The sequence below is a fragment of the Agromyces sp. Y182 genome (assembly GCF_059445385.1).
The window spans coordinates 1850106-1876386 of the sequence record NZ_JCAIUF010000001.1; the positions used below are offsets into that span (position 1 = coordinate 1850106).

31 protein-coding genes are annotated in these 26281 nt (G+C 66.7%); 14 read left to right on the forward strand and 17 right to left on the reverse strand.

Going from position 1 to position 26281, the window contains the following annotated elements; all coding sequences use genetic code 11:
* Positions 1-212 precede the first annotated feature (212 nt).
* The 5 genes from rpsF (at position 213) to dnaB (ending at position 3845) form a co-directional block, all read left to right on the forward strand.
* Positions 213-653, forward strand: a complete 441-nt coding sequence (rpsF, locus tag AC1C2R_RS08455; RefSeq protein ID WP_495352035.1) for a 30S ribosomal protein S6 — start codon at positions 213-215, stop codon at positions 651-653.
* 5 nt (positions 654-658) lie between these two features.
* A complete protein-coding gene (locus tag AC1C2R_RS08460; protein ID WP_495352036.1) occupies positions 659-1189 on the forward strand; it encodes a single-stranded DNA-binding protein in 531 nt (176 codons plus the stop codon).
* 91 nt (positions 1190-1280) lie between these two features.
* Positions 1281-1541, forward strand: coding sequence for a 30S ribosomal protein S18 (gene rpsR / locus AC1C2R_RS08465; RefSeq protein WP_022892391.1), 261 nt, complete (start codon positions 1281-1283; stop codon positions 1539-1541).
* 11 nt (positions 1542-1552) lie between these two features.
* Positions 1553-2005, forward strand: a complete 453-nt coding sequence (gene rplI / locus AC1C2R_RS08470) for a 50S ribosomal protein L9 (RefSeq protein ID WP_495352037.1) — start codon at positions 1553-1555, stop codon at positions 2003-2005.
* 466 nt (positions 2006-2471) lie between these two features.
* The gene (dnaB, locus tag AC1C2R_RS08475) at positions 2472-3845 is read left to right on the forward strand and encodes a replicative DNA helicase (RefSeq protein ID WP_495353220.1); all 1374 of its coding nucleotides are present in this window, start codon (positions 2472-2474) and stop codon (positions 3843-3845) included.
* 432 nt (positions 3846-4277) lie between these two features.
* Here the strand turns inward: dnaB and AC1C2R_RS08480 are convergent, their stop codons facing one another.
* The 6 genes from AC1C2R_RS08480 to AC1C2R_RS08505 all read right to left on the reverse strand — a co-directional run bounded on the left by AC1C2R_RS08480 (position 4278) and on the right by AC1C2R_RS08505 (position 9080).
* The gene (locus AC1C2R_RS08480) at positions 4278-5519 is read right to left on the reverse strand and encodes an RNA polymerase sigma factor (protein ID WP_495352038.1); all 1242 of its coding nucleotides are present in this window, start codon (positions 5517-5519) and stop codon (positions 4278-4280) included.
* On the reverse strand, positions 5516-5839 hold the full coding sequence (locus tag AC1C2R_RS08485) for a YciI family protein (RefSeq protein WP_495379637.1): 324 nt from the start codon (positions 5837-5839) through the stop codon (positions 5516-5518). Before AC1C2R_RS08485 ends, AC1C2R_RS08480 begins: the two co-directional genes overlap by 4 nt.
* Before the next feature lie 281 nt (positions 5840-6120).
* Entirely contained in the window at positions 6121-6480 is a 360-nt protein-coding gene (locus AC1C2R_RS08490; protein ID WP_495352040.1) for an MmcQ/YjbR family DNA-binding protein, read from the reverse strand.
* 490 nt (positions 6481-6970) lie between these two features.
* Complete coding sequence (locus AC1C2R_RS08495) at positions 6971-7627, reverse strand: FMN-dependent NADH-azoreductase (protein WP_495379638.1); 657 nt, start codon at positions 7625-7627, stop codon at positions 6971-6973.
* An 89-nt stretch (positions 7628-7716) separates the two neighbouring features.
* Entirely contained in the window at positions 7717-8451 is a 735-nt protein-coding gene (locus tag AC1C2R_RS08500; RefSeq protein ID WP_495352042.1) for an SDR family NAD(P)-dependent oxidoreductase, read from the reverse strand.
* A 2-nt stretch (positions 8452-8453) separates the two neighbouring features.
* Entirely contained in the window at positions 8454-9080 is a 627-nt protein-coding gene (locus tag AC1C2R_RS08505; protein WP_495352043.1) for an NADPH-dependent F420 reductase, read from the reverse strand.
* A gap of 231 nt (positions 9081-9311) precedes the next feature.
* On the opposite strand from AC1C2R_RS08505, the gene AC1C2R_RS08510 reads away from it, so the two are divergent.
* Positions 9312-9974 carry a TetR/AcrR family transcriptional regulator gene (locus AC1C2R_RS08510; protein WP_495379639.1) on the forward strand — a complete coding sequence of 221 codons (663 nt, stop codon included), beginning with the start codon at positions 9312-9314 and terminating at the stop codon, positions 9972-9974.
* Between the two features lie 126 nt (positions 9975-10100).
* On the opposite strand, the gene AC1C2R_RS08515 is transcribed toward AC1C2R_RS08510, so the two are convergent.
* Together AC1C2R_RS08515 and AC1C2R_RS08520 are read right to left on the reverse strand one after the other, a co-directional pair.
* A complete protein-coding gene (locus tag AC1C2R_RS08515) occupies positions 10101-10724 on the reverse strand; it encodes a hypothetical protein (RefSeq protein ID WP_495379640.1) in 624 nt (207 codons plus the stop codon).
* Positions 10725-10794: 70 nt separating this feature from the next.
* Positions 10795-11379 carry a small multidrug efflux protein gene (locus tag AC1C2R_RS08520; RefSeq protein ID WP_495379641.1) on the reverse strand — a complete coding sequence of 195 codons (585 nt, stop codon included), beginning with the start codon at positions 11377-11379 and terminating at the stop codon, positions 10795-10797.
* Between the two features lie 253 nt (positions 11380-11632).
* On the opposite strand from AC1C2R_RS08520, the gene AC1C2R_RS08525 reads away from it, so the two are divergent.
* Positions 11633-12586 (forward strand): CPBP family intramembrane glutamic endopeptidase, encoded by a 954-nt coding sequence (locus AC1C2R_RS08525; RefSeq protein ID WP_495379642.1) that lies wholly within the window; start codon positions 11633-11635, stop codon positions 12584-12586.
* The gene (locus AC1C2R_RS08530; RefSeq protein ID WP_495379643.1) at positions 12567-12890 is read left to right on the forward strand and encodes a helix-turn-helix domain-containing protein; all 324 of its coding nucleotides are present in this window, start codon (positions 12567-12569) and stop codon (positions 12888-12890) included. The genes AC1C2R_RS08525 and AC1C2R_RS08530 overlap by 20 nt, the downstream gene beginning before the upstream one ends.
* A gap of 2 nt (positions 12891-12892) precedes the next feature.
* On the opposite strand, the gene AC1C2R_RS08535 is transcribed toward AC1C2R_RS08530, so the two are convergent.
* Positions 12893-13699, reverse strand: coding sequence for a MerR family transcriptional regulator (locus AC1C2R_RS08535; protein ID WP_495379644.1), 807 nt, complete (start codon positions 13697-13699; stop codon positions 12893-12895).
* 340 nt (positions 13700-14039) lie between these two features.
* Between AC1C2R_RS08535 and AC1C2R_RS08540 the strand changes: the two genes are divergently transcribed.
* Positions 14040-14759, forward strand: coding sequence for an alpha/beta fold hydrolase (locus AC1C2R_RS08540; RefSeq protein ID WP_495352050.1), 720 nt, complete (start codon positions 14040-14042; stop codon positions 14757-14759).
* A gap of 328 nt (positions 14760-15087) precedes the next feature.
* On the opposite strand, the gene AC1C2R_RS08545 is transcribed toward AC1C2R_RS08540, so the two are convergent.
* Positions 15088-16113: a LysR family transcriptional regulator gene (locus AC1C2R_RS08545; RefSeq protein WP_495379645.1), complete on the reverse strand. Its 1026-nt coding sequence runs from the start codon at positions 16111-16113 to the stop codon at positions 15088-15090.
* Positions 16114-16333: 220 nt separating this feature from the next.
* Here AC1C2R_RS08545 and AC1C2R_RS08550 point away from each other — a divergent pair, with 220 nt between their 5' ends.
* Genes AC1C2R_RS08550 through AC1C2R_RS08565 form a run of 4 tightly spaced genes read left to right on the forward strand, consistent with a single transcriptional unit; the run spans position 16334 to position 18667 of the window.
* The gene (locus AC1C2R_RS08550; protein ID WP_495352052.1) at positions 16334-16699 is read left to right on the forward strand and encodes a PadR family transcriptional regulator; all 366 of its coding nucleotides are present in this window, start codon (positions 16334-16336) and stop codon (positions 16697-16699) included.
* A gap of 2 nt (positions 16700-16701) precedes the next feature.
* Positions 16702-17076 carry a DUF1048 domain-containing protein gene (locus AC1C2R_RS08555; protein ID WP_495352053.1) on the forward strand — a complete coding sequence of 125 codons (375 nt, stop codon included), beginning with the start codon at positions 16702-16704 and terminating at the stop codon, positions 17074-17076.
* Positions 17073-17906 (forward strand): ABC transporter ATP-binding protein, encoded by an 834-nt coding sequence (locus AC1C2R_RS08560; RefSeq protein ID WP_495352054.1) that lies wholly within the window; start codon positions 17073-17075, stop codon positions 17904-17906. Before AC1C2R_RS08555 ends, AC1C2R_RS08560 begins: the two co-directional genes overlap by 4 nt.
* On the forward strand, positions 17903-18667 hold the full coding sequence (locus tag AC1C2R_RS08565) for an ABC transporter permease (RefSeq protein ID WP_495352055.1): 765 nt from the start codon (positions 17903-17905) through the stop codon (positions 18665-18667). Before AC1C2R_RS08560 ends, AC1C2R_RS08565 begins: the two co-directional genes overlap by 4 nt.
* Positions 18668-18807: 140 nt before the next feature.
* Here AC1C2R_RS08565 and AC1C2R_RS08570 read toward each other — a convergent pair whose 3' ends face one another.
* The 7 genes from AC1C2R_RS08570 to AC1C2R_RS08600 form a co-directional block, all read right to left on the reverse strand.
* Complete coding sequence (locus tag AC1C2R_RS08570; RefSeq protein ID WP_495379646.1) at positions 18808-19680, reverse strand: alpha/beta hydrolase; 873 nt, start codon at positions 19678-19680, stop codon at positions 18808-18810.
* Between the two features lie 96 nt (positions 19681-19776).
* Positions 19777-20571 (reverse strand): oxidoreductase, encoded by a 795-nt coding sequence (locus AC1C2R_RS08575; RefSeq protein ID WP_495379647.1) that lies wholly within the window; start codon positions 20569-20571, stop codon positions 19777-19779.
* A 46-nt stretch (positions 20572-20617) separates the two neighbouring features.
* Positions 20618-21430, reverse strand: coding sequence for a helix-turn-helix domain-containing protein (locus tag AC1C2R_RS08580; protein ID WP_495379648.1), 813 nt, complete (start codon positions 21428-21430; stop codon positions 20618-20620).
* 68 nt (positions 21431-21498) lie between these two features.
* Positions 21499-21939, reverse strand: a complete 441-nt coding sequence (locus AC1C2R_RS08585) for an iron chaperone (protein WP_495352059.1) — start codon at positions 21937-21939, stop codon at positions 21499-21501.
* Between the two features lie 111 nt (positions 21940-22050).
* Entirely contained in the window at positions 22051-22575 is a 525-nt protein-coding gene (locus AC1C2R_RS08590) for a hypothetical protein (protein ID WP_495379649.1), read from the reverse strand.
* Entirely contained in the window at positions 22572-22799 is a 228-nt protein-coding gene (locus AC1C2R_RS08595; protein WP_495379650.1) for a hypothetical protein, read from the reverse strand. The genes AC1C2R_RS08590 and AC1C2R_RS08595 overlap by 4 nt, the downstream gene beginning before the upstream one ends.
* A gap of 20 nt (positions 22800-22819) precedes the next feature.
* Entirely contained in the window at positions 22820-23332 is a 513-nt protein-coding gene (locus AC1C2R_RS08600) for a VOC family protein (RefSeq protein ID WP_495379651.1), read from the reverse strand.
* Between the two features lie 173 nt (positions 23333-23505).
* Between AC1C2R_RS08600 and AC1C2R_RS08605 the strand changes: the two genes are divergently transcribed.
* Complete coding sequence (locus AC1C2R_RS08605) at positions 23506-26280, forward strand: AAA family ATPase (RefSeq protein ID WP_495379652.1); 2775 nt, start codon at positions 23506-23508, stop codon at positions 26278-26280.
* Position 26281: the final 1 nt, after the last annotated feature.

Consider the following 26281-nt stretch of genomic DNA (forward strand, 5'->3'; position numbering starts at 1 on the left):
GGAGAGGGGAGAGGGGTGCGATGGCGGGGTGCGGGAGTGGGAGGGGCGCGGGCGGGAGCGGGGGCGGGCGAATGGCGTGGGTGCGGGGCATCCGCTATGCTGTCTAGGTTGCCCGTGTGCCGCGTTCTGCGGCCTCCATGGTGTGACGTATGCACAACCCTCCTGCTGCAGAGATCCTGTAGCCGTTTGAGTCCGAAGGAGGTGGGTTAGTCATGCACCAATACGAGCTGATGGTTATCCTCGATCCCGAGATCGATGAGCGCACCGTTGCTCCCAGCCTCGACAAGTTCCTCAACGTCATCCGAAACGATGGCGGCACCGTCGACAAGGTCGACATCTGGGGACGCCGTCGTCTGGCGTACGAGATCAACAAGAAGAACGAAGGCATCTACGCCGTCGTCGACTTCACCGCCGAGTCCAAGACCACCGATGAGCTCGACCGCCAGCTGAACCTCAGCGAGGCCGTCATGCGCACCAAGGTCCTGCGTGCAGAAGAGGCGATCGCACAGGTCGCCGCGCACCAGAAGGCTCAGGAGGCGAAGGCCGCGAAGAAGGCCGCCGCTTCGGCGAAGGCCGGCGCGAAGGCAGCTGCTGCCGCAGCTCCCGCTGCTGCCGTTGCCGCCGCTCCCGCCACGGCCAAGAAAGACGCCTAGTCCTCATGGCCGGCGAGACCATCATCACCGTGGTGGGCAACCTCACTGCAGATCCCGAGCTGCGTTACACGCAGAACGGCCTCGCGGTTGCCAACTTCACCATCGCGTCCACTCCCCGCACGTTCGACCGTCAGGCGAACGAGTGGAAGGACGGTGAAGCGCTGTTCCTGCGCGCGAGCGTCTGGCGTGAATTCGCCGAGCACGTCGCCGGTTCACTCACCAAGGGTTCCCGGGTCATCGCTTCCGGGCGTCTCAAGCAGCGTTCCTACGAGACGAAGGAAGGCGAGAAGCGCACCACCATCGAGCTCGAGGTCGACGAGATCGGCCCGAGCCTGCGCTACGCCACCGCGTCCGTGACGCGCGCCCAGTCCAACCGTGGCGCCGGCGGCGCCGGTGGTGGCTCCTTCGGGGGCAACACCGGAACCGACGAGCCGTGGGCACCCAGCACCCCCGCAGCAGCCCCTCAGGGTGGCGGCAGCGGCGGAGATGTCTGGAACACCCCCGGCACGAGCTACGGCGACGAGACCCCCTTCTAGGCCCAGCCTTCTCAACAGGCACAGAGGCCGGTGAGCGGATGCCACGAGGCATCCTCTCGCTCGAATCGTTTTCAATCAGACAGGAAAGACAATGGCTGGAAAGTCGAGCGGCGATCGCCGCAAGCCGACCCGCGGGAAGGGCGCGAAGAACGCCGCCCCGGCGAAGTCCATCAAGGTCGGTGTCATCGATTACAAAGATGTCGCGACGCTTCGCAAGTTCATCTCGGAGCGTGGAAAGATCCGCGCCCGTCGTATCACCGGTGTCTCCGTGCAGGAGCAGCGCCTCATCGCCCGCGCCGTGAAGAACGCGCGCGAGATGGCCCTTCTGCCCTACTCGGGCTCCGGCCGTTAAGGAGCACGACAATGGCTAAGGTAATTCTGACGCACGAGGTCACTGGCCTCGGCACGGCCGGCGACGTTGTCGAGGTCAAGAGCGGTTACGCTCGCAACTACCTCGTTCCGCAGGGCTTCGCAGTGGCGTGGTCGCGCGGTGGCGAGAAGCAGATCGAGCAGATCAAGGCGGCTCGCGTCGCACGTGAGCTGCACTCGCTCGAAGACGCGCAGGCGCTCAAGGCCAAGCTCGAGTCGACCAAGGTCCGGCTGGCTGTGAAGGCGGGCCAGGGCGGTCGTCTCTTCGGTTCGGTCAAGACGGCGGATGTCGCGGCTGCGGTTTCGACCGCCGGCCTCGGCGAGCTCGATAAGCGCAAGATCGAGATCACGGCCCCCATCAAGGCGGTCGGTGAGCACGAGGCGACGGTTCGTCTGCACGACGAGCTTTCGGCGACGATCACCCTTCAGGTGGTCGCGGCGAAGTAACTCGCTTCACAGGTTGACCGGCGGCGGTCTGGGCTTCGGCCCGGGCCGCCGTTTCGTTGTTTTGCGTACACCCGGAGCGGGTGCGCGCGCAAGTCGAGATCGGTGTTTCCTGTGATGGTTGTACACAGGTCGGCTCACGCGAGCCGTGGACTTTCAAAGAAGTTTTCCCCCACAGGTGTGAGTAGATAAAAAACCAGGTCGGGACTGAATTCAACTCGTGTAATTCACCGAATTTCCACAGTTCTCCACAGGCTGAGTGCACACCTTCCACGGCGTTTCGCCCAGTTTGTCCCCAGAGTTATCCACAGGCCAGGTTGTGCTGTGCACAGGGCTTGCCTATCGTGAAGCAGCGACCATTCCACCTCATGTGCAACTCCCGTGTTCCCGCCGATGTCGGCGGCTCCCGAGACACTGAAGTGCGGGCGCGGGGCGCTCGCCCGTTCGAGCCGAACCGGAGGTCATGAACTTGTCGATCGCGCACATCGGGCTCGCTGAACCGGCAGACGACGGTGACGCCCGACGGGGCGAACGCGTTCCTCCCCACGACCTCCTCGCCGAGCAGAGCGCGCTCGGCGGCATGATGCTCTCGAAAGACGCCGTCGCCGACGTCATCGAGACCGTGCGCGGGGTCGACTTCTACGTGCCGAAGCACGAGGTCGTCTTCAATGCGATCCTCACGTTGTACTCGCACGGTGAGCCGACCGACGTCATCGCCGTCACCGACGAGCTCACGAAGATCGGCGACCTGCAACGTGCCGGCGGCGTGGAGTACCTGCACACCCTCACGAGCATCGTGCCGACCGCGGCGAACGCCGGCTTCTACTCGTCGATCGTGGCCGAGCGGGCACTGCTCCGCCGCCTCGTCGAGGCCGGCACCCGCATCGTGCAGATGGGCTACCAGGGTGAGGGCGAGGTCACCGACCTCGTCAACAACGCCCAGGCCGAGATCTACTCGGTCACGGGTTCCGTCGAAACCGAAGACTACGTGCCGTTGTCTGACGCCGTGACCGTGGCGATCGATGAGATCGAGGCGGCCAAGCACACCGACGGCAAGTTCACGGGCGTTCCCACCGGGTTCGCCGACCTCGACGACCTGACCAACGGGTTCCACCCCGGGCAGATGATCATCGTGGCCGCCCGCCCCGCCATGGGTAAGTCGACGCTCGCGCTCGACTTCGCGCGTGCCGCCTCGATCACCAACGGCCTGCCGTCCGTGTTCTTCTCGCTCGAGATGGGCAAGAGCGAGATCGCCATGCGTCTGCTCTCCGCCGAGGCATCCGTGCCCCTGCAGATGATGCGCAAGGGCACCGTCGACTCCCGTGACTGGACCACCATCGCGGCGACGCGTGGCCGCATCAACGACGCGCCGCTGTACCTCGACGACTCCCCCAACATGACGCTCGTCGAGATCCGCGCGAAGTGCAGGCGCCTCAAGCAGCGCGTCGGGCTCAAGATGGTCGTCATCGACTACCTGCAGCTCATGACGAGCGGCAAGCGGGTCGAGAGCCGCCAGCAAGAGGTGTCGGAGTTCTCACGTGCGCTCAAGCTGCTCGCGAAAGAGTTGCAGGTGCCCGTCATCGCTCTCTCGCAGCTGAACCGTGGCCCCGAGCAGCGCGCCGACAAGATGCCGGCCCTCAGCGACCTGCGCGAGTCGGGCTCGATCGAGCAGGATGCCGACATGGTGATCCTGCTGCACCGCGAGAGCGCCTACGAGCGCGACAGCCCGCGCGCCGGCGAGGCCGACCTGATCGTCGCCAAGCACCGTAACGGCCCGACCCGCACGATCACGGTCGCGTTCCACGGGCACTTCTCGCGGTTCACCGACATGGTGCAGGGGTAGGCGGCGCGATTGTAGGTTCTCGCGCAACCTGTCATTTTCTCGATGACTTGTCACGCACTTGGCAAATTGACAAGCGGATGAGAATCGACGGCTCTGAGCAGGGTGGCCGCCCGCGCCTTTGGTTCCGTTGCAGTGGGCGCCGCGCCCCGGCGGGCGTTCTCATCGGGCAGGGTGAACGGGCACCCCGTTCGCCGGCCCTGCGAGCTCACTCGGCGGCCGACTGGCACCCGCTGCCCGAACGGCTTGCGGGCTGCTCACCAATTTCCCTGACAAGCCCAACTAACGGCGACTGGAGCCACGTCTCCTGCATTTCTTGCAGATCGGAGAGGTGCATGCACCTGCTACGCCCGAAATCCGACCAAGGTCGTATCCGGCGCAGGCTGGAGGCGTCGCCTTTCATCGCTCTCTCAAGTGGCTCTTCAAGCGCGGGGGCTACTGCAGTTGGTCGCGGCGGCGGGTGAGGTAGGCGGTCTCGCCGGTGTTGCCCGCGAGCTCGATGGCCCGGTCATAGGCCGCGCGTGCCTGCTGATTTCGGCCCAGCCGGCGAAGCAGGTCGGCGCGGGTGGCATGGTAGGCGTGATAGCCGGCCAACGCCTCGGCGAGGCGGTCGACGATGGCCAGTGCCACCTCCGGCCCATCGAGCTCGGCCACAGCGATGGCCCGGTTGAGGGCGACGATCGGCGAGGGGTCGACGCGGATGAGCTGGTCGTAGAGTGCGAGGACTTGCGACCAGTCGGTGTCGCGGATGTCGCGGACGGAGGTGTGCACGGCGTTGATTGCCGCGAGGATCTGGTAGCGACCCGGAGCGACCCCGACCCCGGCCGCGGCAGCGGCGAGGCGCTCGCGCACCAGTCGATGACCTTCGGTGATCAGTTCCGCGTCCCAGGCCCCACGGTCCTGCTCGTCGAGCGCGACCAGTTCCCCGTTCGCCGAGATCCGTGCCGTACGGCGGGCCTCGGTGAGCAGCATCAGCGCCAGCAGCCCGGCCACTTCGCCGTCCGCCGGCAGGAGGGCACGGATCAGGCGGGTGAGTCGGATCGCTTCGGCGGTCAGGTCGTGACGTACCGGATCGGTGTCAGGACCGCTGGCCAGGTACCCCTCGTTGAAGACGAGGAAGAGGACTGCGAGTACACCGGTGACGCGAGCCGGCAGATCGTCGGCGGCCGGCATCCGATAGGGGATGCGAGCCGCCTTGATCTTGACCTTCGCGCGGGTGATCCGCTGTTCCATGGTCGTCCCTTGCACGAGGAAGGCACGGGCGATCTCGGGCACGGTCAGCCCGCCGACCATGCGCAGCGTCAGCGCCACCCGGGTCTGCATCGCCAGCGCCGGATGACAGCAGGTGAAGATGAGCCGGAGCCGGTCGTCGTCGATGGCGCCCAGCGGCTCGGGTGGGGTGTTGTCGTGCAGCATCTGAGCCTCCTTGTGCCTGTCGACGCGTTTGTTCTCACGCCGGATCCGATCGATGGCCTTGCGAACGGCCGTGGTGGTCAGCCAGGCGCCGGGGTTGGGCGGCACCCCGTCCGCCCGCCACCGCTCGACGGCGGTCGCGAACGCCTCGGCCGCTGCCTCCTCGGCGACGTCGAGGTCACCGAAGCGCCTGGTCAGAACGGCGACCAACCGGGCCCACTCCTCGCGATGGGCCCGGGTGATCGCCTCCGCGACGTCGCTCACTGGAACGGCCGCACCTCAATCTTCCGATCGCAGACCTTCGACGCCTCGGTGGCGAGATTGAGCGCCACATCCAGATCGGGGGCCTCCCACACCCAGAAGCCGGCGAGGTACTCCTTCGACTCCACGAAAGGCCCGTCGCTGAACACCGCCTGCTCGCCCCGGTTGTCGATGACCGTGGCCGCGTCCGTGTCCGCCAGTCCGCCCGCGAAAACCCAGTAGCCCTCGGCGATCAGTCGTTCGTTGAAGACGCTGATGGCAGGCTGCCTGTCGATGCTGCCGGGATTGCTCTTGTCATCGATTACGGAAACTAGGTACTGCATCTGAAGATCATCTTCTGTTGTCAGGGCGTCGCGGTCGGTGGTCAGCGACTCGCCGTTCCTTTGCCTTGGCGCCGCCTCTTGTGGGCGGCCTCACTCGTACTACGAACGCCACCGAGCAGATCCGACACCTCCTCCCGGATTTCTTTGGAGAATCTTCCGGGGACGCCGCTTGTCGCGTGCCTCCTCGGCCGGTTGGCGCTACCGGATGCTGCGGTGACAGACATGGCGGCGGATCAGCCCGGCATCGAATACCGATCGGGCAGGTCAACCTTCGTTGTGCCTTAGCCCGGGCCGTTGGGATGCGCGAGATCATAGGCGCGAGAGAGCTTGTTGGGGACAACCATGCGCCAAGCGTCGACGACGAGCTCGCGAGCCTCGGTGGGGTCCAGTGTCTCGAGATCTGCGTGGACCCAGTTGAAGCGCAGGTCCGACGCCGATGGCATCTGAAACTTGCGTGGATCGCCCCCGACCAGCGCCGCCCGCTCCTCCTTCGGGAAGGCGAAACCCATCACGTTCTCGTCGAGGGAGAACGCCACGTAGACGATCTGACCGACGCGGAACTTCAACCTCCCGCGCACATGCACAGGGTAGGAGCGTTCCAACCCTGCGCCCAGCGCTTCAACGTCGTCGATCACCGCCATGCTGAGAGTCCGTCGGTCATGGCGCGGGGTAGCCCGCCTGGCCGCACGTGGCGCCGCTACGGTGCGTTGGAGGGATCCTGTCGCAGAATCTGAGCGGCGAGATCCGCCGCGATCCGCGCTGGTCTGGCTTCGCGGCGATACCCACACTCGCCCCCTCGCGAGAGGTAAGGCGCTCGGCAGCCTCGAGGAGGCGCTCCCTGGGGCCTTGGTGCGTGGGTGAGCTCACCAGCCCAGCATGCCGGATCTTGCGCGAGGAGATCAAACGGTCTACCCCCTCGATAGTCCAACTGGTCTCTCGAGGGGGACTCCAGCCCGCCCGGTGGCCCTATGTCTCCGCTCAAGGTTCGCTCAGGGCCACTCGAGCGCCGAGCCGACAAGACCAGCATTGGGCTCCGCCATCTCGTAAGGGAACCTCTCGGTCAAGGTCCTGCGTGCCGCCGCCAGCGACGAAAGCGCACCCCCCCGGCTCCTCTGGGCTCGCCTTCCTCTCCTAGGCGGCCTTGCGGGCGCCCCGTTCGGCAAGCTTGCGTCCCTCGACCTCGGCTGCGCGCACTGCGTCGACGCGCATCGCGTCAGCCACGTCCTGGAACTGGTCGAGAGCCGGGTTGACGCCGACCAAGGTGAATCGGCGGTCGACGGTGGTGAGGTCGAGCCCGAAGATGTCAACGAGGATGCGTTGCAGCCAGGAGGTGGAGTGGTCCCATCCCTCCTTCGGTGATCCCGGCCCGTAGTTGCCGCCGGAGACGGTGACCAGGAGGGCGGGGCGGTCGCGCAGCTCGGGACCGCCCTCGTTGATGCGAGGGTCCGTATAGAGGACGTCGAACCAGGTCTTGATGTGCTGTGAGACGCCGTAGTTGTAGAGCGGCACCGCGAAGAGGAGGGTGTCAGCTGCGATCAGTTCGTCGGCCAGCGTGGTTGCGAGCTCGACGGCGGCCTGTTGCGCAGGGGTGCGGGCGTCCGGCGGGAGCTGCTGCCCCACGACGGCGTCCGCCCACGCGGTGGACGGGAGCGGGCTTGTGCCGATGTGGCGGCGGATCACCTGCTCGTCAGGGTGTGCGGTGGTCCATTCGGCTTCGACGATGTCGGCGAGCTCCCGGCTCACGGATCGGTCGGGAAAAATGCTCGCGTCAAGGCGAAAGAGGGTCACTGGGTTTCCTTATCTGCTCAGGTGTTCTTCGGAACTCATTCGAAAGCTGCACGCCCGCATGCGGGCGATGATGCCCACCGGCGACGCGCTCAGATGACCGTGGTGCCGCCGTCGACGACCAGCTCATGGCCGTTGATGTAGCTCGAGTCGTCCGAGGCGAGGAACAACGCGGCCGACGCGATCTCTTCAGGGAGGCCCATCGCCCGCCGGGGGATCACGGATTCGAACTGCGCCTTCATCTCCGCGTCCATGACCTGCTCCATCATCGGCGAGGAGACCTGGCCGGGGGTCAGCACGTTCACCCGGATCTTCCTGTCCCTCAGCTCGGACACCCACACCCGTGCGTACGCGGGCAGCACAGCCTTGCTCGCTGCATACACGCCCCAATCGGGGAAGCCCCGGAGCGAAGCGTTCGACCCGGTCATGAAGATCGAGCCTCCATCGTTGAACAGTGGCAGCGCCTTCTGGATCGTGAACAGCGTGCCGCGCGCGTTCAGCGAGAAGGCGGCATCGAACTGCTCCTCGGTGATTTCGCCGAGCCTGCCCTGCTCTCCCACCCCAGCACTTGCCCACAGCACGTCGATCGTGCCCTTTTCCTGCTTGACCGTCTCGAACAGACGGTCCAGATCATCGAGATCGGCCGAATCGGCCTGCACGCCGGTCACGTTCCGTCCGATCAGCTCGACGGCTTCGTCCACCGCATCCTTCCGCCGGCCCGAAATGAAGACGTGAGCTCCTTCATCAACGAACAACTTGGCACCGGCCAGCGCCATGCCACTTGTCGCGCCTGTGATCACCGCGACCTTGCCATCGAGCTTTCCCATGATTACTCCGTTCTTCCGAGGTTGATGCCGAGGGAGATGTTGAAGCCCAGTCCGGTACGGGCCACGCCCATCTCCAGCAGGCTTGCGCTCTCCAGCCAGTGCGCCATGCTCAGGTCGCCGGCGTCCCGAGGGCGAAGTCCGAGGCTCGTGATGAACGCAGAGACGCTCGCCTTGGCCTGCGTGTCATCGCCGGCCATGAACACATCCACCGGGTCGCCCGCGGCCAGGACGGAGCTGAAGAGGGTGTTGAACGCCTTCACGACGTGGGTGCTTGCGGGGGCGACGTCGGCGACCATCTGCGCGACGGAGGTGTCATGAGGGACGGCCAGCCCGGTGGCGTCGGCGTTGAAGGGGTTCGTGATGTCGATGACGATCTTGTCGGCCAGCGCCTCCCCATACTCGCTGACGACCGGCACGGCGCCGGCGAACAGCACGGCGAGGATGACGATGTCCCCGGTCGGCGTGGCGCCCCACGTTCCGGCCGTGGCGCCGTTGCCGAGCGCGCGGGCCAGGGCCCCGGCCTTGTCCGCATCCCGGCCGATGACCTCGACGGTGTTGCCTCCCTTGAGGGCCAGGGAGCCGATGGCTCTGGCCATGTTCCCCGAGCCGATGATGCTGATGCTGGTCATTTGTGCTCCTCCGTAGTGTCTGTATCGGTTGGCCGTGGGTTCTCGCTGAGTGATCGATTGGAGCACCAACGTGAGGTACCCCTCCGGTTACTGGGTTGAACCGGAGGGGTACCTCATGTATTCCAGACAACGGGGAGGAATTTCGCTGAAGGCCTTCTGCCCTCGACGTTGGTACGGCGCCACCGAGGCAGAACCGGAGGGCACCCTCGGATTCGGAGGTAAATTGGTTACGTGAGCATCAGCGACGTTGAGCGGGCGCGGGCACCCTTGCGCCGCGACGCCCAGGAGCGCCATGACAGGCTGCTCGTCGCGGCACGGCGCGAGTTCGCCGCCCGAGGCGTGGATGCCTCCTTGGAAAGGATCGCTCGCGACGCCGACGTCGCCATCGGGACCTTGTATCGCCACTTCCCGACCCGCATGGACCTGCTCCTGGCCGCCCTTGAGCCTCGACTTCAGGAGTTCACCAACGGGTCCGAGAAGGCCCTGGAGATCGACGATCCGTGGGAGGGGTTCGTCTACTACCTGGAGAACCTGTTTCGCGTGCAGGCTGGGGACCGAGGTTTCAACGACTTCCTCTCCCGCCGCTTCCCCGGCAACGCTGACACCGAGCGCATCCACGACCAGATGTGCCGACAAATCGAAGACGTGCTCACCCGAGCCCAAGAAGCCGGCGACGCGCGCCCCGACATCACGCTGGCCGACATCGTCAACCTCATCTGGTTCAACGGCCGGATGATCGACGCCACCAGCACCACCGCGCCCAATGCGTGGCGGCGTCACCTCTACCTCATGCTCGACGCCTACCGGGCTGAGCGGGCACATCCGATCCCCGAGCCGCCGATGACGGAAACGCAGCTCTACGACGCCATGGTCCATCTCAACACGGTGGACTAGAGAGCGACCGCTCCCCCTCCAGTACGCACCTGGCCGGTGCGGCTGTCGCGCGTGGTCGCCCAAGTGTCGCATCACTCGAGATCACGCCGGGCGGCACAATCGAGCCGACTCCCCGCCGTCGATGCTCTAGTCACCACCGTCGAAGAATCCGCCGTCGAGGATCCAGTTGTAGCGCAGCCGGAGTGCTCGCTCGGTGCTCGCCGCGAGCGTTGCCACCAGGAGCGAGATGTTCGCCCACGCCGCGAGGCGGAAGGGGCTGGAGAACGTGCCGACACTCTCCGCGATGGGCGGGACCTGCGTGATCTGCTCGATGATCTGCGGTACGCCGAGCACGAGGGCGACCACGAGCACGCTCACCGATGCGATGCCGACCGCACGGCTCAGCGCCGGGTTGGTCCGCTCAAGGCGGGCACGCCGTCCCTCGGCCGAGGCGGGATCGGGCACAAGCTGCCGCTCCGACCCGTCGTGGGTCACATAGTGGCAGCGCCTGAGCCCGAAGCCGCTGACCACGACCTCGATGGTGCCACCTGGCACCGCAAACGCCGCAGGGAGCTTCGATATGGCTTCGTTGACACCGTCGCGGTAGAGCTGCGCGTGCACCACGCCGTCCGAATCACCCCCGTGCCGGACGTCGACGGACCAGGTCTCCGGCGCGCCGCCCGCACCAGCGAGGTGCAGATGAAAGAGGGAGCGCGAGAACATCTGCCACCAGCGAAAGCGCGGCAGGGCATGGCCGTCTCCGGGCTTCACCGTTGCGTTGCGTGCCATTTGTTCCTCTCAGATCCGGGGGGCCGGAGGTCGGCGATTCCCCCTATTTGGCTCAGGCCCCGACGACGTACGTGAGAGCGGCCCAGATCGACACGGTGGTCACGGTCGTCCAGAGGACGATCGCCACCGCCTGCCAGAGCAGTACCCAGCCTCGGGGGGTTCCGCCGGCGACGAGGATCGCGGAGGTGAATTGCGTCGGGATCGCGAGGGGGCCGAGGATGCTCGCGCCGGGGACGCCGAAGCGGACGAGCCACATCTTGAAGCGCCGGCGGCCTTTCGACTCAGGCTTGGCGGATGCCGTCTCCTCGAACGCAGTGGCCCGCTCGTCAACCAGGGATTCCGGGACCGTTGTGCTGCCCACAGTCGCCTCAACGCGCACCCTACTGCGGTTCACGACGGCCGTGCGAGCCCGCGACGTGAGAAGCACCACGAGGACCACGCAGAAGAAGTTGCCGGCTGCGGCGGCGATGGCGGCGACGACGGGGTTGAGTCCGCCGGCGATGCCGATCGTGGCCGCGAGTTCGCCCTCGATGAACGGGATGGTCCCGGCGAGCATCACGATGAAGGGCTGGATGATCTCGGGCACCTGGGCCACGAGATCCTGGAAGTTGCTGATGAGTTCCTGCAGAGGGTCCACTTCGCGATTCCTTTGCTGCGTAGGGTCGTACGTCGAGCGGTTTCGGATTCTGTTCCCAGTAGAAACCGTGTTCTCAGCACACGGTCAAGTCGTGAGCCCTCAGTTGCGATGAGCCCCTTGACTGTGTGCTTGGAACAGGGTGTGAGCTGCATCTGCACCCGAAGTCGGCAATCGGCCGCAAGCTCCGTTTCGAACGAGATCACCTTGCGCCTGCCGCCGATCGCATCGGGCGATTCGAAAGGAACCAATACCTGTGATCCACCGCACGAACATCATTCCGCCCGAGGTCGAGTACCACCGCGTGCTCGCCGGGGAGAAGCGCCGGATCGGTCGCGGCATCCTCGCGATCGTCCTCCTGATCGGCGGAATGTTCTTCTTCAACATCCTCTTCACCGCCGCTGCGACGCTGCTGAATGGGCCGATCCCCGCCGACGGTAGCGTGGCCTATACCCCCCTGTTCCACGCGGCAGGCCTAGCCGCCGTCGCGATGCTCATCCCGTGGAGCATGCTCATCCAGCGCTGGCTCTACGGAGTGAAGGGCGCATCGTTGCACTCGGTGATCTCGCGCTTCCGGTTCGACATCTTCGGACGGGCGCTGCTCTTCATCGTTCCCGCGTGGACCGTTGTCACGGCTGTCCTGTACTGGGCGCCGCTGCCGGAGACCACCTTGAGCCAAACGGATGTGGTCTGGTTCCTCGTTGCCACACTGCTGCTCACACCGCTCCAGGGTGCCGGCGAAGAGTACGGATTCCGTGGGCTGATCCTCCGCGTCGCTGGCGGGTGGGCGCGTGGCGCACGGGCCGGCATCGTCGTCGCCATCGTCGTTTCGAGCGTACTGTTCGCTTTCGTTCACTTCTCGACCGACCTGTTGCTGAACGTCCACTACCTCTTCTTCGCCGTCGGGACGGCGTTGGTCACCTGGCGCACCGGCGGCATCGAGATCGCGGTGGTGCTGCATGCGGGGTTCAACACCTTGGGCTTCCTGTTCGACGCTGCGCTTCACGTCGACGTCATCGCCGCGTACGATCGCTCGGCGGGCGTCGGGACGTGGACGACGCTGCTGCCCGCCGTGGTGATCGTCCTCACGACCGTGGTGGTGTGGGTGCGCACCCGGCGCACCGGACCTGCACGGACCCCGAACAACGCCGGGTCGAGCGTCGAGGCAGGGGGAGCAGGAGGCCGGTCGGATGCCGTGGAGTACTCGTGAACTGGCGGACCTTGCTGGGACCACTGTCAACACGGTGCGGCACTATCACCGGCTCGGCGTTCTCGACGAACCCGAGAGGGCGCCCAACGGGTACAAGCAGTACGGAAGAAGTCACCTGCTGCAGTTGCTCCATGTTCGTCGGATGCGGGACGGTGGCGTCCCTGCCGCGGCGCTCCGCCGAGAAGATGATCTTCACAGCGAGCAGGAGATGCTTCGTTTGATCGATGCGGACTTGTCGGCGAGCATCACGAGGCTTCAGCTCGCCCGGGCCGAGATCAGGGTGATGCTTTCCGTCTTCGAGTAGGGTCAACCCGCGTTGATGATCTCGTTCGCGTCGTGCGTCGCCCGCGCAACGTCGCGCGCGACGTTGTATGCACGATGGAGAACGTCCAGCTGCGCGGGGTTGTACAGCTCTTCGGCAACTTCGACCGAGCTCTGCGAGGTCGTGTGGTGGCTGTTCGGCAGGTGTGTGACCGGGGGTTCCAACCGCCGATGGTCGACAAGATGCTGCGCGAGCTTCGTCGCAAGCCAATTCACCAGGTGGCGCCGAGTTTCTTCATCCGCGTTGTGTCGCAAGCGATCGAGTTCAGCACCGAGGTTGTCAGCGTCGGCTTCGGCGATCTTCCTGATGTCGGCCAACGCGGCCGGATCGTACAGCTGCGTGTGGGTGTGGGCTTGCAAACTGTCGGTCTTCGACGATCGGGATGCGACGGACTCGAAGCCGGCGGAGACACCCGCAGAGACGTTGTCTCGCAGGATGCCTGCGATGTCGGCTCGGGCATTCCCCAAACGTTCGATGATCTCTTGCAGTTCGGAGTCGAGATCCTGAAACGTCTTCGACGTGCCTTCCGTGCAGACGCCCACGTCATCGATCTGCGACAAGGGAACGCCGAGATCTGCGAGACGCCGGATTCGAAGAAGACTCACGAGGTGCTGATGCTCGTACTGCTTGTACCCGTTGTACCGGCGCTCCGGCTCTTCAAGGAGTCCGATTCGATGGTAGTGACGGATAGTGTTCACTGTCGTACCCGCCAGTTCGGCTACTTCGCGTGTACTCCACGGCATGTCACACGTCCTCTCAGCGTTTCGGAGCGCATGCCAGCCCCAACGCACGTCCGACTGCGCGTATTCCGCCTCCCTACGGACGGCGAGGCAAGGCGGCGTAGCACGTCGTCCAGTGCCGTGATAGCGCATTCAGCGGTTCGGTGGTAGCGCATTAAGTGCCGACTTGTGTGGCGCGATCGAGGTGCGGGACGCTTCAGCTCAAACACCAGCCCGCACGGATGGAGTCACGTTGCCGAAATCACACGCAGTCCCTCGATCAGGCGTCAGCCGCAGAGCTCTACTTGCCGGCGCTGTTGCGGCACCGGTCGCCGCCATGGCCGGCCAGGGCGAGCTTCCCGCGTCTGCGGAGTCGACCGATGCCGCAACGCCCGGAGCAGCGTCGCGATACGTGCTCGTTCACGGTTCCTGGCACGACGGCTCGATGTGGAAACCAGTCGCCGATGAACTGCGCAAGGCCGGGCACCGGGTTCTCACACCGACGGTCGCCGGCCATGGGAAGGACGGAGACAAGACCGCCTCTCACGCGGACGCAGTCAACTCGGTCGTCGATCAGATCGTCGCGGCCGGTCTTTCGGACATCGTGCTCCTCGGCCACAGCTACGGCGGCACGGTCATCGCTCGCGTCTATGAGGAGATTCCGGACCGCATCCGCCGCCTGGTCTTCTGGAATGCGTTCGTGTCGGCGCCGGGCAGCTCTCTGCTGGACGAGGCGCCGCCGCACTATCGAGAGCTGTTCGCGCAACTCGCTGCGGCCTCACCTGACAACACGGTCAGTCTGCCCTTCTCGATCTGGCGCGAGAACTTCATTCAGGACGCGACACTCGAATTCGCCCAGTCGACGTTCGCGCTGTTGTCCTCGGAGCCCTACGGGCCTCTGGCCGAGAAGCTGCCGCTCGATCGCTTCTACGCCACGCTGTCGCAGGTGGGTCGCAGCTTCATCAACGGCACGGAAGACACGGCCCTTCCTCCGGGTGAGTGGGGGTGGCATCCTCGCATGTCCGATCGGCTCATGGGCCCGCGCTTCGTCCAGCTCCCGGGCAGCCATGAAGTGATGCTCACCAACCCCGCCCTGCTGGCTCGGAAGATCATCGAAGCCGGGCGGGACTGAAGGCGCCGCGGTCGAGGCGTACCTGACCGGCCACTGGCCCGACGTCGATTGAAGGCCGGCCGACCGGCTTCGTCGTTCCTCTAGCCGCGCGCCGACATCGCGCGTACCGTCGAGCCATGGCGAAGCTCATCGAGAACCTGGCGGAATCGGTGCCCGCGTGGGGCGCGAAGGTGGCATACGGCGAGAAGTCCACGATCGACGGTCGGGAGTTCGTGCCGGTCGCACTCGTGGCCTTCGGCTTCGGCGGGGGCGAGGGCTCCGGCGACATGCCGGCATCCGAGAAGACCCCGGCCGGACGGGGCGAGGGAAGCGGTGGCGGTGGCGGTGGCTACTCGGTGCCGATCGGGGCGTACATCGGCGGCCCCGACGGTCTGAAGTTCCGTCCCAATACGATCGCCCTCGCCGTGGTCGCAGTGCCGTTGGTGTCCGCGCTCGGCGCGGCGCTGGCCGTCATCATCGGCGCGGCCCGGTTCGTCAACCGTCGCTGACTGCGCAGCGTTGCGTCGACGAACTCCCGCATGATCTGCGTGACTCGTTCGCGCTGCCGGATGAGGGCCCAACGCACGGGGTCCGCGTCGCTGAACGGCACGTAGGCGACACCGGGTCGCGGGTAGTAGCGGCGCCCCTCGTCGGGAACCGGGCAGACCACCTCACCTGCCGCGACGAGCGCCAGGACTTCCTGGAACGTTGACACCTGGTGCGCACGCCTGACGTCACGGCCCGACGGCGTCGTGAAGGGCACGACCGCCGAGAGCCATGCCGCAGGCCCCACGACATCGGGCACGACGAGGTCGCCGAGTGCTTCGAGCTCGATCGATGAGCGACGGGCCAGTGGATGCCGCGACGACACCATCAGGTTGAGCGGCTCTTCACGCAGCACGCACGCCACGGCGAGGTCGGGCTCATCGACCGGAAGCCACGCGGTCACCAAATCGACCTCACCGCGGCGGAGCAAGTCGAATGGGTCGGTGAAGTACACCTCCCGATACCGCACATCGGCGAGCGGGTGCGACGCACGGAACGCCTCCAACACGGGTTCGAGGTCGTGCGCCTGCGCTCCCTGGACTCCGATCGTCAAGGTCTCGGCCGATTGCCGGGCGGCCGTCGTGGCATCCGCAATGGAGCGTCGGATGCCGTCGTAGGCCGGTTTCAAGCCCGCCCGGAGCACCTCGCCCACGTGGGTGAGCTCGACGCGGCGGCTCGAGCGCGCGAACAGCGGCGCACCGATCGCGATCTCCTGCGAACGGATCGCGTGGCTCACGCGTGATACCGAGACGTGCAGGCGCTCGGCGGTGCGGCCGAAGTGCAGTTCGTCGGCGAGGGTGAGGAAGATCTCGACGTCCCGCAGCTCCATTGCTCTTCCTCCGACGTGAACGCACAGGTCAACGATCGTATCCCGATCGAGCGTTGATCCGGACTCCCCGCGGCTTCAGGCTGGGAACCGGTGGAAGAACCGGACTCTTCTTTTGCTACCTAGTGTTGCTATTTACCGGTACTCATGGTTACTATCTACCAGTAGTCATCATCACCGAGTACTAGTACTCACCAACACCGAGTAGAGAGAGGGGGGTTCCATGGGCAAGCAGATGACCGAGATGCTCAAGGGCACGCTCGAGGGCATCGTTCTCGCGATCCTGACGGTACAACCGGCACACGGTGCCGAGATCACCACCCGGCTGCGAGAACAGGGCTTCTCCGACATCGTCGAGGGCACCGTCTACGCCCTGCTGATCAGGATCGAGCAGCGAGGCTTCGTCGACGTCGAGAAGGTCCCGTCGGAGAAGGGACCGCCGCGCAAGGTCTACACGCTCAACGCACTGGGCGGCGAGTACCTCGAAGAATTCTGGGGAACCTGGAGCTTCCTCGCAGAACGTATCGAACAGCTCCGCCACCGCATCGAATCGCAGCAGCACGAAGCAGACGAAGAAGGAGTGAAGTGACCATGGCGAGCAAATGGATCGAGACCCTCACGGGATCACTGGAGCAGAAGAAGCAGTACCGGCAGTACAAGGCCCGCATCGCGGCCCTGCCGGAGCCGTACCTCACGGCCGCGAATGCCTTCGAACGGTACCTCATGTACAACGGCGGCATCACCGACGGCGACGCCACGGTCATGATGACGATGCTCGGCGACTTCGCCGATCTGTGGGAACGTGCCGCCGCCGATGAGACGCCCGTCAGCGCGATCGTCGGCGACGATCCGGTCGGCTTCGCCGAGGCATTCAGCGAGGCCTATGTCGGCAAGCGCTGGGTCGACAAGGAGCGCAATCGCCTCACGGGGACGATCGAGAGCATCGAACGAGAGGAGCAGAAATGACCACCCAACAGGTCCAGGCACCCGCGATCCGGGTGCAGGGCATCGAGAAATCATTCAAAGACCTGCACGTGCTGCGGGGCGTCGACTTCGACGTGAAGGCGGGCAGCATCTTCGCGCTGCTCGGCTCCAACGGTGCGGGCAAGACCACCCTGGTGCGCATCCTGTCGACGCTCTTGAAGGCCGATGCGGGTACCGCGACGGTATACGGCTTCGATGTCGCGACGAACGCCGGCGACGTGCGCGAGTCGATCAGCCTGACCGGCCAGTTCGCCGCGATCGACGAAGTACTCACCGGCCGGGAGAACCTCGTGCTGATCGCGAAGCTTCGTCACATGAAGAACCCGGGTGGCATCGCCGACGAGCTGCTCGCCCGCTTCTCTCTCACGGAAGCCGCCGGCCGCAAGGCGGGTACCTACTCGGGTGGCATGCGCCGCCGGCTCGACATCTCGATGAGCCTGATCGGCAACCCGCCGATCATCTTCCTCGATGAGCCCACCACCGGTCTCGATCCGCAGGCGCGCATCGAGGTGTGGCAGACGATCAAGCAACTCGCCAAGAGCGGCACGACCGTGCTGCTGACCACGCAGTACCTCGACGAGGCCGAGCAGCTCGCCGACCGCATCGCGATCCTGCACAAGGGCACGATCATCCAGAACGGCACCCTCGCCGAACTCAAGCAACTCCTCCCGGCCGCCCAGGTCGAGTACGTCGAGAAGCAGCCCTCCCTCGAGGACGTGTTCCTCGCACTCGTCGGCGAAACCGGCGAGATCGACAGCGCCGACGACGGCCGCACCGACGGTGCAGTCGCGGCAGGAAAGGAACAACGATGACCAGCCACGTCCTCAGCGACACCCGGGTGCTCACCGGCCGCTCGCTGACGCACATCCTCCGCAGCCCAGACACGATCATCACCACCGCGGTCACTCCGATCGCGTTGATGCTCCTCTTCGTGTACGTGCTCGGCGGCGCGATCAACACCGGGTCCGACGAGTCCTACATCAACTACATGCTCCCCGGCATCCTGCTGATCACGGTCGCGTCGGGCATCGCGTATACCGCGTACCGGCTGTTCCTCGACATGCAGGGCGGCATCTTCGAACGCTTCCAGTCCATGCCGATCTCGAGGTCCAGCGTGCTCTGGGGGCACGTCCTCACGTCCCTGATCTCGAACCTCATCTCGGTCGCGATCGTCATCGGCGTCGCGTTCATCATGGGGTTCCGCACCGGGGCATCCGTGGGCGCCTGGCTCGCGGTCGTCGGCATCCTGGTTCTGTTCACCCTCGCCCTGACCTGGCTCGCCGTGATCGCCGGGCTCTCGGCGAAGACCGTCGACGGTGCGAGCGCGTTCAGCTACCCGCTGATCTTCCTGCCGTTCATCAGCTCGGCGTTCGTGCCCACCGACACGATGCCCGGCCCCGTGGCCTGGTTCGCCGAGAACCAGCCCGTGACCTCCATCGTGAACACCATCCGGGCACTGTTCGCCCAAGAGCCCGTCGGCAGCGAGATCTGGATCGCCCTCGCGTGGCTCGTCGGCATCCTCGCCGTCGCCTACGCGTTCGCGGTCGCCATCTACCGGCGCAAGCTGAGCTGAGGGCCGAGCGCGACCTGCAGAATGCACGACCCGCGCACCGCACAACGAACGCCGCCCGCTCCCCCACAGGGGGCGGGCGGCGTTCGTGTCAGTCGTAGTAGCCGTCGAAGACGGCGCTCACGATCGTCATCTCCCCCTTGTCACCCTCCTTGGCGAGCCGATGACTCCGCACTCGCGGCCGCCGCCGGCTCGTCGGACGCGCCGGCGGCGCCTGCGTCGAGCTGCTTCGAGGCGAGCCATTCGAGCGTGACGTCCGCGACATCCCGCCAGCCCTGGTCGATCGTGAGCGAGTGCCCGCGGCCCTCGAATTCGCGATACTCGGTCGTGGACGACGCGTTGTCGGCGTACATGCCGAGCACCTCGAGAGTCACCGCTTTCGGAACGGTGTGATCCTCGGTGCCCGAGACCAGGAGCAACGGGCCGCGCACGGCGGTGTGGGTGTCGACGGCGGCGGGCGAGTTGCGGCTGAAGTTGGCCGTCGCGTCCTCGAACAGCGGGCGACCGGGGCCGGGAATCGTCCATGCCTCGTGGAGCGCGTCGGACTCATCGGCCGTGAGCGCGTTGCCGAAACCGTAGCGGAACTGCTTCGCGGTGAGCGAGACCGTGCGTCGCTTGTTCCCGGGATTGCCGAGCACTGGGAATCCAGAGCGCAGCTGAGAGAACGGCAGCGTCTTCACTCCCTTGATGGGAGCCGGGTCGATGGCGACTCCTGCGATCGCCAGATCGTTCGCGAGCAGTTCCTGTGCGATGAGTCCGCCGAACGAGTGCCCGATGACGATCGGCTTCGACTCGAGCGTGTCGATGTAGTCGGCGTAGTGGTGGCAGATCTGCTCGATGCCGACGTCATCGAGGTCGTCGGCGTTGGCGCGGGTCGCTTCGACGGTGTCTGCGTCGCCCGGCCATCCCGGAGCGCTCGGTTCGTATCCGTTTGCGGCGAACAGTTCCAACCATGGCGCCCAGGCCGCGGAGTGGATCCAGAGACCGTGGATGAAGACGACGGGTGTTTTCGACATGATGAGACTCCTTGTTCTCGGGGGTTCGGCGGTTCGGGTGCTTGGTCTGGTCGGAGCCGGCTCGGTCTGGTCGGAGCCAGCTTGGTCTGGTCAGTGCTAGAGGTCTTTGCTGAGCCCGCCGTCGATGAGGAAGTCGGCACCGGTGACGTTGCCCGCTCGATTGCTGGCGAGGAGGAGCACGAGGTCGGCCACCTCTTCGGGTTCGGTGAAGCGTCCGGTCGAGAACCCGCCGCCCTCCGCGATGATGCGCTCTCTCGCCTCGCTCGATGAGACGCCGAGGCTCTTCGCGATGGTCGCTGCGACGCCGCTCTCTCCCAGCCAGAGCGGCGTCGAGACGGGTCCGGGGCTGATGGTGTTGAACCGCAGCCCGCGAGGGCCGTACTCCTTGGAGAGGGATTTGGAGAGGTTCCACACGGCGGCCTTCGTTGCCGAGTAGTCGATCACCCCGGGATCGGGTAGGAACGCATTGACCGACGCGATCGTGACCACGTTGCCCGCGCCGCGGTCGAGCAGGTACGGGATGGCGGCGCGGGTGGTTCGCACCGCGGCCATGAGCGTGAGGTTGAGCGTGCCCAGCCAGTCTTCGTCCGAGACGGCGAGGAAGCCGTCGGTGCGTGGCGTGACCGCTCCGACATTGTTGACGACGATGTCGAGGCCCCCGAAGTGTTCGCAGCGGGCGACGAGTTCAGCCGGTCCCCCTGCGGTGGAGAGGTCCACCGGCACGGCCATGACTTGGCCGCTGTCTGCGAGGGCGACGAGCTCGTCGGTGATCGTGCGGGCTCCCGCGATCACTCGTGCCCCTTCGGCGACGAGCGCCTGCGTGATCGCAATGCCGATTCCCTTGCTCGCGCCGGTCACGACGGCGACCTTGTCGGTCAGATCGAGGTCCATGGCCGCGACGCTAGTCCGATCGTCGCGGGACTGCCTGTCCCCGCTACTACCCCCGAGCGGCCAGCGCAGCCATCGCTCGCGCCGTCGCAGTGCCCGGCTCGGCCTGGTACAGGAAGATCGTGTGCCCGTCGGTGCCGGCCACCGGCAATCGTGCGTAGTGCACGATGAGCCGGCCGACTTCCGGATGCCGCAGCACATGGATGCCGTTGGTCGCGCGCACCACGTCGTTGCGTTCCCAGACCTCGCGGAAGAGATCGCTGCGCGTCGACAGTTCGGCGACGAATGCGTGCAGTCGCTCGTCATCACCGCGTTGGCCGAACATCGAGCGGAGCACGCCGATCGAGCGCGCGGTCAGCGCGTCCCAATCCTCATGCAGCGCTCGATCCGCGGGATCGGTGAGGAGGGACAGCAGATTGTTCGCGCCGACCCGATAGTTGGCGCTGATCGCGCGTGCGAGGGAGTTGCTCGCGAGAACGTCGATGTAGCGATTGTGCACGACGGCTGCGGTGAGCGGCCATGAATCGATGAGCCATTGCACCCACTCACCCACCACGTCCGCGCTGTGCGTCGGCTCCTGCAGGGGGCGCTGCGCGAGTTCATGCAGATAGGTGCTCGCGACGTCGTCGAGCAGGAGCGCGCGCGAGAGCGCATCGAGAACCTGGACGGACGGGTGCGCCTCCCGGCCCTGCTCGAGACGCACGTAGTACTCGGCGCTGATGCCGGCCAGGATCGCCACCTCTTCACGGCGCAAGCCGGCGACCCTTCGCCGCTCGTCGCCGACCGGAATCCCGACATCCTGGGGGCGCACGCGCGCTCGTCGCGCGCGGAGATAGTCCCCGAGACGGCTGCGACTTGCCATGGCCGAGTGTATCGGGATGGCGCAGTCAAAACGCGGTCACCTGGATGTCGCGGCGCTCGCGGCATCCTTCAGCTGACGGCCTTCCGGACGAGTTCGGTGACCTTCTTCTCGACGGCCGGAGTCCAATTGCGGACCGCGAAGGCGGCGCCCCAGATATCACCGTCGTCGAGGTTGGCAGTGTCTTGGAACCCGATGGTCGCGTAGCGCGTCTTGAACTTCTTGGCCGCCTGGATGAAGACGACGATCTTGCCGTCCGCGTCCGCGAAACCGGGCATGCCGTAATAGGTCTTGGGTACGAGGTCTGGCGCGACCTCGGAGACGACGCGGTAGAGCCCTTCGGCGAGCACCTTGTCTTCAGGTTCCATTTCGGCGATGGCCTCCCGGACCGCCTTCTCGCCGGCCGCGCGGTTCTTGCCGGCCTTCTCCTGCTCGCGGAGTTCCTTCGCGCGCTGCTTGACCGCGTCGCGTTCGTCTTTGCTCAGTCCTCCGGACTCGTCGGTCTTGGCCATCGTGGTCTTCTCCTTCGGGGAATCTCGTCGGTGACGCCGCGCGGACCGCCGCATCGATCTCAGGTTAGGCGGCGAGGCTCGTCACGCGCTTCTCCGTTCCTGCCCGATTCATCACTCCCAGTCATCCCATTCACCGAAGTCCTGGTACGCCGACGGACCGACGTACCCGATGCCGACCCCGGGGTTCCACAACGCCGCGGTCAGGGCGGAGGCGGTGAGGGCGTCGATCATCATGGAGTCCATCCACGCGCGCATCCAGTGCTCTGATGCACCGGCACCGAGGATCCGTGCCAGTCGGCCCGGTTCGCGGGCCTCCACTCGCGCCGCAGATCGCGCCAAGCTCGCCGGCCGGGCATCTGCCGGTCGATCGTCCGCTGCCGCCTCCGCGGTGAACCGCTCGAACAGCAGGTCGAGCTGCGTCGGGGTGAGTCGCTCGAACGCCTCGACGTGTGCGCGTTCGATCGCGGCGGTCGGTGCGGTACGGAGCATCCGCTCGTAGCGCTCGACGGCCTGGCGGTCCTCGCGCGAAGCCGAAGCCGAAGCCGGAACCGGCACCGGCGCCGGCGACTCGGCCGCCGGCTCGGTCTCAGGGTCGAGTTCCACCTTGCGGCCGAGGATCCGGTCGATGAGGCTCATCGTTCACTCCTCTCTGTCGAAGCGCCGGTCGGCGCATCGCCGGTCGGCGCGATGCGGTACCCGGCCTCGGCGAGGGCCAGAGTCATGTGTTCCGCGTACCACTGCGGCCATTGCTCGTCGTACACGCCGCCGAGATCTTGCTCCTCGTGCACGCCGTGTGCCGTCGCGGCTCGCGTGAGCAGGTCGAGCAACAGCTCCGTCGTGGGATCGATTCCGGTCTTCATTTCTCTCTCCTCCGCTGTCTTCAGCGCCCGGGCAGGCGTTCGACGATCTGCTGGAGCACCCACTCGTTGCCGTCGGGGTCGGCGAACGAGGCGAACGATGCGTAGCTGTCGTAGAGCGGGTGGGGCCCGCTGACCCGATTCGCCGTCCCGGCCCAGTGGAAGACGGTGTCGCGGTCGTGCCACACCTCCGTGATGTCGAGCCCGCGGTCGGCGAGGGCGGCGCGCGCCTCCGCGACATCCGTCACGATCAGGTGGAGTCCGCGGGTGGAGCCGGGAGCCGCATCCGTCAGGCCGGTGCCGAAGATCACCGAGGCGGATGATCCGGGCGGGGTGACTTGCACGACGCGCAGCCCCCGCTCGGTCGAGGCGTCGGCGTCGATTCGGAAGCCCAGCCCCTCGTAGAAGGTCTTCGCTCGGTCCACATCGGAGACGGGGATCACGACGATCTCCAACTTCAGTTCGAGTGCCCGGCCGTCCTGGCTCCGTGGTTCCTGGCTTCGTGATTCGTCGCCCGTGTTCGTGTTCGTGTTCATGTCGTTCCTCCGTGATCGGTGATCGGGCACCTGTTCGGCGCCGTGTGATCATGTTCATCCGGGAGTCCCGGGCTTCACGCCCGGGTGATGCACGGGTCGGGCCCCCGGGTGCATGAACCGGGGACACCCGGGGGTGGTTCGCGGCTCGTGTAACCTCCGGACTGGAGGCTCACGTGACCAGGATCAGAGATTCGGACCTCCGCGGGAGGCAGCGCGAAAGCGGCGTGCTCGACCGCCTTCTGCGTGACGTGCGCGATGGCAGGAGTCAGGTGCTCGTGCTCCGGGGCGAGGCCGGCGTGGGCAAGACCGCGTTGCTCGAGTACATGGTCGCCCGCGCGTCCGGCATGCAGGTGATCCGGGCTTCGGGAGTCGAACTCGAGTCGGAGATCGCGTACTCGGGCCTGCAGCAGCTCTGCGCTCCGTTGATGAAGGGCATCGACACGCTGCCCGATCCGCAGCGCGATGCGCTCGCCACCGCATTCGGCCTGAGCGCCGGCCCGCCGCCGCAAGTGCTGATCGTCGGCCTCGCGGTGCTCGGGCTGATGTCGGAGGCGGCCTCGCACCATCCGGTGGTCTGCATCGTCGACGATCTGCAATGGGTGGATCGCATGACCGAGGTCGTGCTCGGGTTCGTCGCGCGGCGGCTCGACGCCGATTCTGTCGCACTCGTCTTCGGGGTGAGGACTCCAGACGAGGAGCGGCCCGTCGTCGATCAGCCACTCCTCGTGGACCTGCCGGAGCTCCGCATCGGCGGACTCCACGACGCCGACGCTCGGGCGCTGCTCGATTCCGTGCTGAGCGGCCCCACCGAACCGCAGGTGCGCGACCGCATCATCGCCGAGGCGCGCGGGAACCCGCTCGCCCTCATCGAACTGCCGCGCGAACTCAGCGCCGCCGAACTCGTCTTCGGGTTCGGCGGCGGGAGTACGGTGTCGCTCACGAACCGGCTCGAGCATGGATTCGCTCGGCGGATCGCCGAATTGCCGCCGGAGGCCAGGCAAGTGCTGTTGACCGCCGCCGTCGAGCCGGTCGGCGATGTGACCCTGCTCTGGGCCGCCCTCGACCGTCTGGCGATCGCACCGGCATCCGCGGAACCGGCGGTGGCCGCAGGGCTCATCGAGCTCGGCACGCGCGTTCGGTTCCGGCATCCGCTCGTGCGCTCGGCGGCGTGGCGCTCGGCGCGGCCCGACGACGTGCGAGCTGTGCACCGGGCTCTCGCCGAGGTGATCGACCCTGACGTCGACGGAGATCGCCGCGCCTGGCACCGCGCGCACGCGACGGCCGTGCCCGACGAGGATGTCGCGGCAGAGCTCGAACGCTCGGCGATGCGCGCGCTCGCGCGCGGCGGGCGGTCGGCCGCTGCTGCGTTCCTCGAACGCGCCGCCGAGCTCACCCCCGAGCCGGCGCTGCGGGGCGCTCGATTGCTCGCTGCAGCGCAGGCGCGACTGGATGCCGGTGCGCCCACGCTCGTTCCAGGGATGCTCGCCACCGCTGAACTGTCGCCGCTCGACGCGGGCCAGCGGGCCGACGCCGCACGGATGCGTGCGCAGGCCGCGTTCGAGATCGACCCCGGGCGCGAGGCCTGCTCGTTGCTGCTCGCCGCGGCCGTGAGGCTCGAAGAACTCGATCCCGAGGCGGCTCGTCGCACGTACCTGACCGCGGTGGGTGCCGCGGCCCACGCCGGACGTCTCGGCGGCGACGCCCTTCCGCGTGCTGCCGAAGCCGCGCGCGCGGTCGTTTCCGGCGACCGGCCGACGGACCTGCTGCTCGAAGGACTCGTGACGTGGGCGCTCGACGGGCCGGCGGATGCCGCGCCGAAGCTGCGTCGCGCGATCGACGTGCTCGCCGCCGAGCAGGAACCTGCACTGCTCTGGCTCGCCGCTCCGGCTGCGCATGAGGTGTGGGATGACGCCGCGTGGTTCGAGCTGTCGGATCGGGCGTTGTCGTTCGCGCGGGCAAGCGGTGCGCTCTCACTGTTGCCGACCGCGCTGGCCTTCTCCGCGGGAACCCTCTCGTTCGCGGGGAGGTTCGCCGAGGCGGAGGACGCCCTCGCCGAGGCCGCCGTGATCGAACGTGCACGTGGCCTCGCGCCGCGCCCGTCGGGATCGCTTGCGCTCGCCGCGTACCGCGGGCGCGAAACGGAGGCGCTCGAGCTCATCGACGCTGTCATGGCCGCTGCCGAGGTGCGGGGCGAGGGCCGTCTCGTCGGCAGCGCTCTATACGCGCGGGCGGTGCTCTGCAACGGGTTGGGGCACTACGCCGCGGCGTTCGAGGCGGCCCGCGAGGCCGTCGAGTATCCCGACCTCGGAGTGCTGAACTGGTCGCTCACCGAACTCGTCGAGGCCGCGGTTCATGCGGGCGAGCTCGAAGAGGCACGTGCAGCGCGAGATCGGCTCGCCGAGCGCACCGCAGTCGCGACGACCGACTGGGCCCGAGGTGCGCAGGCGCTCGCGGACGCGCTCGTCGGCACAGGGGAATCAGGAACGATCGACGCCCACTATCGCGAGGCGATCGAGCGGTTCTCTCGCACGGGACTCGCGGTGCAGCTCGCTCGCACACGGCTGCTCTACGGCGAATGGTTGCGGCGGTCGAACCAGCGCGCCGACGGGCGCACCCAATTGCGCCTCGCACACGAGGCGTTCACGACGATGGGGGCCGACGGGTTCGCCGGGCGCGCGGCCCGAGATCTCGTCGCCACCGGCGAGACGGTACGAAGGCATGCGGATGCCGCGGGGCCCGAGCTCACCGCGCAGGAGGCCCAGATTGCACGTCTGGCCGGGGCGGGCCAGACCAATCCCGAGATCGGATCGGTGCTCTACATCAGCCCGCGCACCGTCGAGTGGCATCTGAGCAAGGTGTTCACGAAACTCGGCGTCGGTTCCCGCCGCGAACTCGCGGCCGCGCTGCCGCCGAGGGAGACGCGCCCGGTCGCAGCGGTGCGCGACTAGA